This window comes from Pseudomonas sp. NPDC088885 (genome assembly GCF_044750025.1).
GTDB classification, from domain to species: domain Bacteria; phylum Pseudomonadota; class Gammaproteobacteria; order Pseudomonadales; family Pseudomonadaceae; genus Aquipseudomonas; species Aquipseudomonas rustica.
This window is the reverse complement of the sequence record NZ_JBIVJB010000046.1, coordinates 24,676-36,117: the sequence shown is the minus strand read 5'-3', so window position 1 is coordinate 36,117 and position 11,442 is coordinate 24,676. Positions and strand designations below refer to the sequence as shown.

Here is an 11,442-nt window from a genome sequence, read left to right as displayed (position 1 = left end):
GCTTCGAAGACGAGAACGTGATCCACGTTTCCAACAGCGTCGACCCGAAGCGCGACATCGAAATCATCGACCTGGAACTGATCTTCGCCGACCTCGACAGCTGCGAGAAGCAACTGCAGAAAGTCGCGCGTAACGCCAAGGGTGGTGACAAGGACGCCGTGGTTCAGAAAGGCCTGCTTGAGCAACTGATCGCGCACTTCACCGAAGCCAAGCCTGCGCGCAGCCTGATGAAGAACATGAACGCTGACGAAAAGGCAGTGATCAAGGGCTTCCACCTGCTGACCACCAAACCGGTCATGTACATCGCCAACGTCGCTGAAGACGGTTTCGAGAACAACCCGCACCTCGACGTGGTTCGCGCCATCGCCGAAGAAGAAGGCGCCATGGTTGTTCCGGTCTGCAACAAGATCGAAGCGGAAATCGCTGAGCTCGATGACGGCGAAGAGAAGGACATGTTTCTCGAGGCCCTGGGCCTGGAAGAGCCTGGCCTGAACCGCGTGATCCGCGCCGGCTACGAAATGCTGCACCTGCAGACCTACTTCACCGCCGGTGTTGAAGAAGTCCGCGCCTGGACCGTCAAAGTCGGTGCCACAGCACCTCAGGCTGCCGGCGTGATCCACACCGACTTCGAGAAAGGCTTCATCCGCGCCGAAGTGATCGCCTACAACGACTTCATCCAGTACAAGGGCGAAGCCGGTACCAAAGAAGCCGGTAAATGGCGTCTGGAAGGCAAGGATTACATCGTCAAAGACGGCGACGTGATGCACTTCCGCTTTAACGTGTAAGCGTTACACCCAAGAAAAAGCCGCGTTTGATACGCGGCTTTTTTGTGCCTGAAATTTACTGCCGAACCTGTTCCCCCTGTGGGAGCGAGCCTGCTCGCGAAGAGGGAGTATCAGTCACCTCTCAGCGGATGACACACCGCATTCGCGAGCAAGCCCGCTCCCACAGTTGGATTTGTGTGGGATCAGGCCTTTTTGGTGCGCGGCAAGAAGATCGCCAACACACCAAACAGCGGCAAGAACGAGCACAGGTAATACACGTACTCAATCCCGTGAATATCCGCCAGATGCCCGAGCAGCGCCGCGCCGATCCCGCCGAAACCAAACATCAAACCGAAGAACACCCCGGCAATCATCCCGACGTTGCCCGGCACCAGTTCCTGCGCGTACACCACAATCGCCGAGAACGCCGAGGCCAGAATGAAGCCGATCACCACGCTCAGGACAGTCGTCCAGAACAGATCAACGTGGGGCATCAGCAGCGTGAACGGTGCCACGCCGAGGATCGAGAACCAGATCACCGCCTTACGGCCGATCTTGTCGCCAATCGGCCCGCCGAAGAAGGTGCCCGCCGCTACCGCACCGAGAAACAGGAACAGGTGCAACTGCGAGCTCGCCACCGACAGGTCAAACTTCTCGATCAAGTAGAAGGTGAAGTAGCTGGTGAGGCTGGCCATGTAGAAATACTTGGAGAACACCAACAGGCCCAGTACCACCAGCGCACTGGTCACCCTGCCCTTCGACAAACCGTGAGTCGCTGCCTGACCGGCCTTGAGTTTGAACAGGTTCAAGTGGTGCGCGTACCAGCGGCTGATGCGGTACAGCACGAACAGCGCAAACACCGCGAACAAACCGAACCACGCCACGTTGGCCTGACCGAACGGAATGATGATCGCCGCCGCCAGCAATGGGCCGAACGCGGAACCGGCGTTACCACCGACCTGGAAGGTCGATTGCGCCAGACCAAAACGTCCGCCCGACGCTAGCCGCGCTATCCGCGAGGCCTCGGGATGGAACGTCGAAGAACCGATACCGATCAGCGCCGCCGCCAGCAGAATCAACGGAAAACTGCCGACCATCGACATCATCACGATGCCGATCAATGTGCAAATTGAACCGGCCGGCAACAGCCACGGTTTCGGATGCCGATCGGTGTGGTAACCGACCCACGGCTGCAGCAGCGACGCGGTCAGTTGGAAGGTCAGCGTGATCAGGCCGACCTGAGTAAAGGTCAGGCCGTAATTGGCCTTGAGCATCGGGTAGATCGACGGCAAGACCGACTGAATCAGGTCGTTGATCAAATGCGCCAGCGCCACCGCGCCGATAATTCGCATCACCAATGGACTGCTTTGGGGAGCAGCGGGCGCCGAGGCAGCGGCGGTCTGAACGTTGCTGATAGCCATGGAAGTTTCCGGACAGCAGATGGGTGCACGCAGGCAGGTGCGTCAATGTGCCATTTTTCAGTGCGTCAGCGCCATCCCCTTAGCCAGCTAACTAACCACCCTGACCTGAATCACCCAATCGTGTAGGAGCTGCCGAAGGCTGCGATCTTTTGCTCTTTTAAAAAACAACATCAAAAGATCGCAGCCTTCGGCAGCTCATACAGGGGACGGGATTTAGGTGATAGCGCAACGCCATGGTCTGAATCTTGCCTTGCTACTGACCCTGAACGCGGTCGCCTTACAAAGGTGATCGACAATGGGAAGTTTCGCTACAGAACCTGCCTACAGAGCGGGTGAGAGTGAACTTTCGAGGCCTTTTAGCAGGGCACAACATCAACGTCGAACGACCGCGATGCACGCCGATGGTGCGTGGTGTCCAGAGGAGTCATGGGGCATGCAGGCTTTCCTTTCACCGGGGATCAAATTGCTGGGGCGGTTTGGCTTCGCGGGTAAATTCCAGTTGTTGTTTCTGCTGTTCATTTTGCCGTTGGCCGGCAGCCTGTTGATGATCGGCCAGGACTATCGCGACAAGCTCAATCTGATTGCCGGCGAACGTGCCGGCGTGCGCCAGTTGCTCGCGCTGGATGCGCTGGACAACCTGCTCGCCGCGCAACGCGACCGCGCCGCCCGTTGGCGCGCCACCGAAACCAATCGCCAGCCGACACCGGCCACCCTCGCCGCCATGGGCGCGTTCGACGCGGTGCAACCGGCGGTTGTGCAAGCCACCACGGATTTGGGCAATGCCCTGCAAAACGAAGGCGCGGAAGGTGAAACACTCAGCCGCTACCAAACGCTGCAAACCGCACTCAATGGACTGGATTCGAAAAGCCTCAGCGGCGTCGGTTGGTGGCCGGACGGTTATGACCGTTTCACCAACGCCCTGAGCGCCCTGCAAGCGTTGCGCGAGCAGATCGTCATGGACAATCGCCTGACCCTCGCGCCGTGGCTGGAAACCTATCTGCTGACGCAAATCTCCACGCAACACGCGCCGGACTTGATTGAACGCGTCGGTCGCCTCGCTGCCGTCGGCCAGGCCTCAGTAGTTTCGGGCCAGTTCACCCTGCAAAGCCGTTTGCAGTTGCGCGATCTGCGCAGCCGTATCGGTGATGCTCGCGAGCAACTGGTGAAAACCGCCACGCTGCTGGAAGCACGCCTGCCAAAAGATCAGCAGAGCTGGGCCAGCCAATACCACGAGAGCCTCAAACACCTCGACAGCGGCCTGAAGGTGCTGGACGACGGCGTGTTTGGCGGCAGCATCAATCTCAAACCGGAAGACTTCGAACGCAGCCTCGATGCGCTGTTGACGGATCTCGCCGCCCTGCGCCAGCAATCGTTGGTCTCGCTGGATCAACGACTCGATGCCTACCACGGTTCAGCGATCCGTCAGTTCATCATCGTCGCCGCCGTGTTCGGGTGCCTGCTGCTCGCGGCGCTGTACCTGTTCATCTGCCTGCAAGCTTCGATTCGTCGCAGCGCCAGCGGCATTACCTTGCTCGCGGAAGCCCTGCGCGATGGCAACCTCAGCCTGCAAGTGCCGGTGGAGGGTCGCGATGAACTGGCGGCGATCAGCACCGCGCTCAACGTCGCGGTGGTGCAACTGCGCAGCAGTATGCTCGGAGTCGATCACGAGACTTCGCAATTGAGCGACGCGGTGCGCAGCCTCAACGATCACTCCAGCGGTGCCCTCGGCGAAGTCGAAGCGCAGCAGTTGCAGATCAGCCAGATCGCCGCTGCGGCCACGCAATTGGCCGCGACCTCGCAAGGCGTGGCGCAGAGTTGCGAACAGGCTTCCGGCAGCGCTCAGCACACCCAACGCATCGCTGCCGACAGCAGCCGCGACAGTCAGCGCACCACCGCGAGTATTCAACAGCTCAATCAGCGCTTGAACGACACCGCAGCGGCGCTGGGTCGGGTCAGCGAGCAAGGCCAGCAGATTCAATTGGTGGTCGACACCATTCGCGGAGTGGCCGAACAGACCAACCTGTTGGCGCTCAATGCGGCGATTGAAGCCGCGCGGGCCGGTGAACAGGGGCGCGGTTTTGCCGTCGTGGCGGACGAGGTGCGCAGCCTGTCACAACGCACGCAATCATCCACCGCGCAGATCGCCGGAACGGTCGACAGCCTGCGCGCAACGGTCAACGAAGCCGTGAGTTTGATGGAAGCTGCCTGCGGCCAGGCGCAAACCGATGCCGAGTCAGTCACCGGGCTTGGCGAACGGTTGGGCGAAATCGCCAGTGCCGTGCAAAGCGTCACCGACACCCTCGCGCAAATCGCCACGGCGGTGGAGGAACAGGCGTGCACCGCCGACGAAGTCAGCGGCAATATCCAGCAGGTCGATCAAGCGGCAGTGCGTTTGCTCGAAGGCGCGCGAGCGGTAAATCTGGCGGCAGACACCCTGCGCCTCGGCAGCCAGGCACTGAGCGAGAACACGGCGCGCTTTCGCCTCAACTGATCACCGCTTGCGGGAAATCCTTTTCCAGCTCGGTTTTCAGCCACTGGATAAACCACACGGCGTCCGCTGAGAGTTCGGCGGACGGCGTCAGCACCCGGTAACTTTCCAGCTTCACCTCATCATCAATCGCGCGCACCAGTTTGCCGCTGGCCAGTTCATGGCGCACCAGCACTTCGTTGGCCAGCGCAATGCCCTGCCCGCTTTCGGCCACTGACAAGGCGTGATCGTTGTTGACGTACAGCAGGTCGGATTTCAGGTGGATATCGAGGTCATGGGCGGCGAACCACAGGTTCCACCACTCGCCGTCATCGACGTGAATCAGCTCGTGCTTGATCAGATCTCTCGGGCTGTCGATAGGATCGATGCTCGCCAGATAGTCCGGCGTGCAAATCGGAAAAACCCGAGGGCAAATCAGCGCTTCCCGCGAATCGGCGTACTCCCCATCGAGGCCGTAGACGATGCCCAGATCGGCACTTTTGCCGTCCACTTCGGTGAAGGTCGAGTTAGGCTCGATGGCAAATTTCAGCCCCGGCCGCAGGTGCCGCATCGCTTCGATCCGTGGCATCAACCAGCGCTTGGCGAACCCCGGCACCACCATGATCCGCAGCCAGCGTTCGGCGTCTTTGGGCTGCGCTTCTTTGCCGGCCTCGATGATCAACTGCAACGCGGCGCTGATCTTGCGGTGGTATTTCTCGCCCGCCGGGGTCAGGTTGACCCCGCGCGAGGTGCGTTCAAACAATTGAATGCCCAACCAGTCTTCGAGCAATTTCACGTGCCGGCCTATCGCAGGCTGGGTCACGTGCAGCGCTTTCGAGGCTTCGACGTAGCTGCCCAAACGGGCGGCGGCATCAAACGCACGCACCGCATTCAGCGGCGGCAATCGGTGGTCGGGCATGATTCCTGGCACCTTTGGCTATTAAATTAACTAACAGCTGCCATGTTTAAATTGAAGTGTCGCCCCGCGCAACCCCTGGCTGATAATCGAGCCACAGCAGAACAAAAAAACAGCTGGTTATTACACCCGAACGCAATCTCGATCCTGCCCAAAAAAATAATATCCATGGCCCGACGGCAATGCTTTTTGAGAGCAAGTCGCAGGCGATGGGGGAATCGGAGGTAACGCATGAATGCCCTGCATTCGCTGCAAACACTGGCGGTCTCGATCCGCTCAGTGCGCAAGGTTTACGGTGATCCGCACACCGGTCCAGTGGCGCTGAAAAGCATTGATCTGGATATCCGCGACAACGAATTCTTCACCCTTCTCGGCCCGTCCGGCTGCGGCAAAACCACGCTGCTGCGGATGATCGCCGGTTTCGAATTTCCCACCGAAGGCGAGATTCTTCTCTACGGCGAAAACATCGCCGATCGCCCGCCCTTCGAGCGGCCGGTCAACACGGTGTTTCAGCATTACGCGCTGTTCCCACACATGACCATCGCTGAAAACCTGGCCTTCGGCCTCGAATCTCACCCGATGGGCAAAGTCCTCACCAAGGCGCAAATCAGCGAACGTGTCCGCGAGATGCTCGCGCTGGTGCAGATGGAGCGCTTCGCCAATCGCAAACCGGCGCAACTGTCCGGCGGCCAGCAACAACGTGTCGCCCTCGCCCGCGCTTTGGCGCCGCATCCAAAAGTGTTGCTGCTTGATGAGCCGCTGTCGGCACTCGATCTCAAGCTGCGTCAGGCCATGCGCGAAGAGCTGAAAACCATTCAGGCGAAAACCGGCATCACCTTCATCTTCGTCACCCACGACCAGGAAGAAGCACTGACCATGTCCGACCGCATCGCCGTGCTCTCTGAAGGCGAAGTGCAGCAGGTCGGGCGGCCGGAAGAGATTTACGAACGTCCGCGCAATCGCTTCGTCGCTGACTTCATCGGCGAAACCAATTTCATCGAAGGCACCGTGACTCGTGTGGAAGACGGTCAGGCGTGGTTCGCCGGGCCGGCCGGTCATCCGCTGCCGGCGCAAGCGTGCGATGACGTGCAGGTCGGCGCCAGCGTATCGCTGTCGGTTCGCCCCGAGCGCCTGCACCTGGTGCCCGCCGCTACCGAGGCTGCCTTGCCGTGCCGGATCGACGCGCAGATCTACCTTGGCACCGACCTGCAATATCAGGTCAGCCTCAGCGACGGTTCGCGTCTCACCGTGCGCACGCCCAATTGCGTCGACCAGAGCCTGCGTTTCGCCGTCGGCTCCCAGGCCGGTCTGCTGTTTGACCGTGGTAGCGCCAGCGTCCTGCACGATTGAGCCGGAGAAATTGCCATGCACGCCTTACCGATTGCCAACACCCTGGAACGTCGCAAGGCCTTCCAGAGTTTTCTCGGTGTCAGCCCGGCGCTGACCGCCATCTGCCTGTTTCTGGTGGTGCCGATCCTGATTGTCATCGGCTATTCGCTGATGGAAGCCAACCCCTACGGCGGGGTCAATAAAGTCTTCAGCAGTGAGGCGTACACCTCGTTGCTGTTCGAGCGGCAAATGGATGACAGCCTGGCGTTTACCGACTCCTATCTGCTCATCGCCCTGCGCTCGATTGGCATCGCCGGGCTGACCACGATCATCACCCTGCTGATCGGTTTTCCGGTCGCCGTGTGGCTGGCGATGCAACCGGCGCACCGGCGCGGCTTGCTGATTTTTCTGATCACCGTGCCGTTCTGGGCCAACCTGCTGATCCGCACCTACGCGTGGATTTTGCTGCTGCGTAACACCGGCGTAATCAACAACAGCCTGATGGGCATGGGCGTGATCCATGAACCGTTGCAGTTGTTGTACACCGACGGCGCGGTGCTGCTGGGGCTGGTTTACACCTACGCGCCATTCGTGGTTTTGCCGATCTACGCGACGCTGGAAAAAATGGACACCCGCCTGCTCGAAGCTGCGCAGGATCTCTACGCCGGCCGCGTGCGCACCTTGCGCAAAGTGGTGTTGCCGATCGCCAAACCGGGGATTCTCGCCGGCGCCATCCTCACCTTCGTACCGTGCCTGGGCGCGATGATTGCCCCGGAACTGCTCGGCGGCGGCACGCGAATGATGCTTGGCAACCTGATCTTCCGCCAGTTCAGTGACTCGCGTAACTGGCCATTCGGCGCGGCGCTGTCGCTGGTGCTGATGGCCGCAGTGATGTTGGTGCTGACTGTGTATGCCTTGCGCGCCGAGCGTCAGCGCATCGCCAAAGGAGGTGCGTGATGCTCGCTTTATTCAAACGCAAAGGGCTGGGCGTGCAGGACTTTCCAGGGTTCGGCGGTTTCAGTTTTCTGTTCTATCTGTACCTCTATGCGCCGATCGTGGTGCTGGTGGTGTTCTCGTTCAATGCCAATCAGTCGGCGACGGTGTGGACCGGTTTCAGCCTCGACTGGTACCGCGCCGCGTTCGCCAATCAGGCCTTGCGCCAGGCCGCCAGCAACAGCCTGTTGATCGCGGTGTGCGCCAGCGTTATTGCCACGGCGATTGCCACCCTCGCCGCGCTCGGTACCTCGCGCGGGGCCAGTTTCAAAGGCCTGCAACTGTCGATGGGCGCGATCATGTTGCCGCTGGTGTTGCCAGAAATCGTCGTCGGCGTGGCAACGCTGGCGCTGTTCTCGACCATCGGCCTGTCGCTGGGTTACGGCAACCTGATCATCGCGCACACGGTGTTCTGCATTCCTTTCGCCTACCTGCCGATTCGTGCACGTCTGAACGATATGGATCTGTCGCTGGAGCAAGCCTCGGCCGATCTCTACGCCGGCCCGTGGCGCACCTTTCGCAAGGTCACGCTGCCGCTGCTGATGCCGGGGATTTTCTCCGGATTGATGCTGGCCTTCATCGTCTCGCTGGATAACTTCGTGATCTCGATGATGGTCTCGCAGGCCGGCACCACCACCCTGCCGATCTTCATCTTCGGCCTGCTGCGCATGGGTGTGACACCCGACGTCAACGCCGTGTCGACGCTGATCCTGGGCGTCTCGGTGCTGTTCGTCAGCCTCTCTTACCTGTTGGGCAAAAAGAACGCCTGAACCTTCTACCTACTGTGGGGAAATGACATGAGCAAGTGGATAAAAAGCGTCGGCACTTCGTTGTTCCTGACTGTGCCGCTGACCATGGCCGTCAGTGTTCAGGCCGCCGAGAAACTCAACGTGGTGAGCTGGAGCGGCTACTTTTCGCCGGAGATTCTCGCCAAGTTCCAGAAGCAGACCGGCATCGAAGTCACCGTCGATTCCTATGACTCAAACGAGACGCTGCTGGCGAAACTGAAACAGGGCGGCGCCGGTTATGACGTGGCGATTCCGTCGCATCAATTCGTGCCGATCCTGATTCAGGAAAAACTCCTGGAACGCTTCGACCCTGTCAAAGAAGCGTATTACGCCAACGTTGCCGACAATCTGAAAAAACCAAGCTGGGATCCCGAGGGCGCGTATTCGGTGCCGTTCATTTGGGGCACCACCAGCGTGGTGCTCGACACCGCGCGCTACAGCGGCCCGGCCGACAGCTACAAAGTCTTGTATGAGCCGCCGGCCGAACTGCAAGGCCGGATCAACATGTTCGACGCGGTCAGCGATGCGGTAGACATGGCCAGCCTCTACCTCGACATCCCGTTGTGCACCGAAGATCCGAAGCAGATGCAGCAGATTCTGACGTTGCTCAAGGCGCAGAAGCCGTACGTGAAAACCTACAGCTCGAAGGCCGGTTCGATCCGCGAAAACCTCGCTTCGGGTGAAATCGACATGTCGATGTTCTGGGGCGGCTCGTCGATGCGCGCCCGCGAAATGAAACCGACGCTGAAATATCTGTACCCGAAAGAAGGCGTGCTGGCGTGGGTCGACAACATGGTCATTCCGACCGGCAGCAAGAATCCAGCGAATGCCAAGGCGTTCATTGCGTTCCTCAGCCAGCCTGAAAATGCGGCGATGACGCAGAACTTCCTCAAGCATCAGAGCCCGATCAAAGGCGTCGAACCGTTCCTCGATGCCTCGCTCAAGGACGCACCGGAGCTGCACATTCCGCAAGGCACCAAAGTGGTGTTCAGCAAGACCTGCGGCGAAGGCTCGATCCGTCTGGCCGACCGTCTCTGGACCAACCTGATGCGTTGATCCCTGCCGCCCCGGCGCGAGGCCGGGGCGTTTTTCCAGTCGTCTTGAAGGCTGCTTGCAATGAATTCTAATAACATCAGCGAACTGGTCCTGTTGCAGGCCCATGAGCTCGCCGAGCGCATTCGCCTGCGCCAGGTTTCCTGCCGCGAAGTGATGCAGACGTACCTTGCACACATCGAACGCTTCAACCCCAAGGTCAATGCGTTGATCAGCCTGCAAGCGCCTGAAGATCTACTGGCTCAGGCCGGTCAGCGCGACGCTGAACTGCTGCGCGGCGAATACCATGGCTGGATGCACGGCCTGCCGCACGCGATCAAGGATCTGTCGCTGACCCGTGGCATTCGCACCACCATGGGTTCGCCGCTGTACAAGGATTTTGTGCCCGAGCGTGACGGCATCATGGTCGAGCGGATCAAGAACGCCGGCGCGATCATCATCGGCAAGACCAACACCCCGGAATTCGGCCTCGGCTCGCAAAGCTACAACCCATTGTTCGGCGCCACCGGTTGCGCGTATGACCCGAGCAAAACCGCCGGCGGCAGCAGCGGTGGCGCAGGCGCGGCGCTGGCGATGCATCTGGTGCCCGTGGCCGACGGCAGCGACATGATGGGCTCACTGCGCAATCCGGCGGCATTCAACAACATCTTCGGCTTCCGCCCGTCGCAGGGTCGCGTACCGTTTGATGACAGTGCCGATCTGTTTATCGATCAGCTCGGTTACGAAGGCCCGATGGCGCGCAGCGTGCGTGACGCGGCGTTGCTGCTGTCGGTGCAGGCCGGCGCTGATGCGCGAGCGCCGCTGTCCATCGCCGAATCCGGTGAGGCGTTTGCGGCGCCGCTGGAACGTGATTTCACAGGCACACGGCTGGGCTGGCTGGGTGACTTCAATGGTTATCTGCCGATGGAGAACGGCGTGCTGTCGCTGTGCGAGAAGACCTTCGGCGACTTCGAAAGCATTGGCTGCCACGTCGAGGCAGCGGATCCGGGTTTCGCGCCTGAGCGCTTGTGGAGCAGTTGGCGCACGTTGCGCCACTGGATGGTCGCCGGTTCGTTGGGCGCGACTTACGCCGATCCGCAAAAGCGTGCGCTGTTGAAACCGGAAGCGATCTGGGAAGTGGAAAACGGTTTGCAGCTTTCCGCCAGCGAAGTGTTTACCGCATCGGCGGTGCGCAGTGATTGGTATCGGGCGATCTCGAAGTTATTCGAAAAATACGACTACCTGTTGTTGCCGAGCGCTCAAGTCTTTCCGTTCGACAAGACCCAGCCGTGGCCGACGTCGATCGAAGGCGTGAACATGGACACTTATCATCGCTGGATGGAAGTGGTGATCCCCGGCACGTTGTCGGGTTGCCCAGTGGCGAGCGTTCAGGCTGGATTCAATGCGCAGGGTTTGCCGATGGGGCTGCAGATCATCGGCAAGCACCAGGCAGACTTCGCTGTTCTGCAATTGGCGCACGCGTATGAACAGGCCAGCCGCTGGTTCCAACGCTGCCCTTCGCCGCTGCTGAGCCAGTGATTTTGATAAACGGTTGAAAGCGTAGAAAAATTTTTTAAATTTACGCTTGACGCTTTTCCATTTCAGGGGAATAATGCGCGCCACTTGGCTACATAGCTCAGTTGGTTAGAGCATAGCATTCATAATGCTGGGGTCCGGGGTTCAAGTCCCTGTGTAGCCACCAAGTACTAAAAACGGCTTACCGAAAGGTAGG

The 11,442-nt window shown here is 59.9% G+C and carries 9 protein-coding genes and 1 tRNA gene; 8 read left to right on the top strand and 2 right to left on the bottom strand.

Features of this window, described 5'->3' with window-relative positions; genetic code table 11:
- Nucleotides 1-785: redox-regulated ATPase YchF (gene ychF / locus ACIP1X_RS18110; RefSeq protein WP_400754033.1), on the top strand; the 785-nt coding region annotated here is incomplete at its 5' end.
- Nucleotides 786-967: 182 nt separating this feature from the next.
- On the opposite strand, the gene ACIP1X_RS18105 is transcribed toward ychF, so the two are convergent.
- A complete protein-coding gene (locus ACIP1X_RS18105; protein ID WP_053123775.1) occupies nucleotides 968-2,185 on the bottom strand; it encodes an MFS transporter in 1,218 nt (405 codons plus the stop codon).
- A 295-nt stretch (nucleotides 2,186-2,480) separates the two neighbouring features.
- On the opposite strand from ACIP1X_RS18105, the gene ACIP1X_RS18100 reads away from it, so the two are divergent.
- Entirely contained in the window at nucleotides 2,481-4,676 is a 2,196-nt protein-coding gene (locus ACIP1X_RS18100) for a methyl-accepting chemotaxis protein (protein ID WP_400754031.1), read from the top strand.
- Here the strand turns inward: ACIP1X_RS18100 and ACIP1X_RS18095 are convergent.
- Nucleotides 4,669-5,571: a LysR substrate-binding domain-containing protein gene (locus ACIP1X_RS18095; protein WP_400754028.1), complete on the bottom strand. Its 903-nt coding sequence runs from the start codon at nucleotides 5,569-5,571 to the stop codon at nucleotides 4,669-4,671. The genes ACIP1X_RS18100 and ACIP1X_RS18095 overlap by 8 nt on opposite strands.
- A gap of 228 nt (nucleotides 5,572-5,799) precedes the next feature.
- On the opposite strand from ACIP1X_RS18095, the gene ACIP1X_RS18090 reads away from it, so the two are divergent.
- From ACIP1X_RS18090 to ACIP1X_RS18065, 6 genes are all read left to right on the top strand, one after another.
- Complete coding sequence (locus tag ACIP1X_RS18090) at nucleotides 5,800-6,918, top strand: ABC transporter ATP-binding protein (protein WP_053123799.1); 1,119 nt, start codon at nucleotides 5,800-5,802, stop codon at nucleotides 6,916-6,918.
- A gap of 15 nt (nucleotides 6,919-6,933) precedes the next feature.
- Nucleotides 6,934-7,854 carry an ABC transporter permease gene (locus tag ACIP1X_RS18085; RefSeq protein WP_282356756.1) on the top strand — a complete coding sequence of 307 codons (921 nt, stop codon included), beginning with the start codon at nucleotides 6,934-6,936 and terminating at the stop codon, nucleotides 7,852-7,854.
- A complete protein-coding gene (locus tag ACIP1X_RS18080; RefSeq protein ID WP_400754026.1) occupies nucleotides 7,854-8,660 on the top strand; it encodes an ABC transporter permease in 807 nt (268 codons plus the stop codon). The genes ACIP1X_RS18085 and ACIP1X_RS18080 overlap by 1 nt, the downstream gene beginning before the upstream one ends.
- A 27-nt stretch (nucleotides 8,661-8,687) precedes the next feature.
- Nucleotides 8,688-9,734, top strand: a complete 1,047-nt coding sequence (locus tag ACIP1X_RS18075) for an extracellular solute-binding protein (protein WP_053123804.1) — start codon at nucleotides 8,688-8,690, stop codon at nucleotides 9,732-9,734.
- Nucleotides 9,735-9,794: 60 nt separating this feature from the next.
- A complete protein-coding gene (locus ACIP1X_RS18070) occupies nucleotides 9,795-11,249 on the top strand; it encodes an amidase (RefSeq protein WP_400754023.1) in 1,455 nt (484 codons plus the stop codon).
- Between the two features lie 86 nt (nucleotides 11,250-11,335).
- Nucleotides 11,336-11,412: transfer RNA gene (locus ACIP1X_RS18065), tRNA-Met, on the top strand.
- Nucleotides 11,413-11,442: the final 30 nt, after the last annotated feature.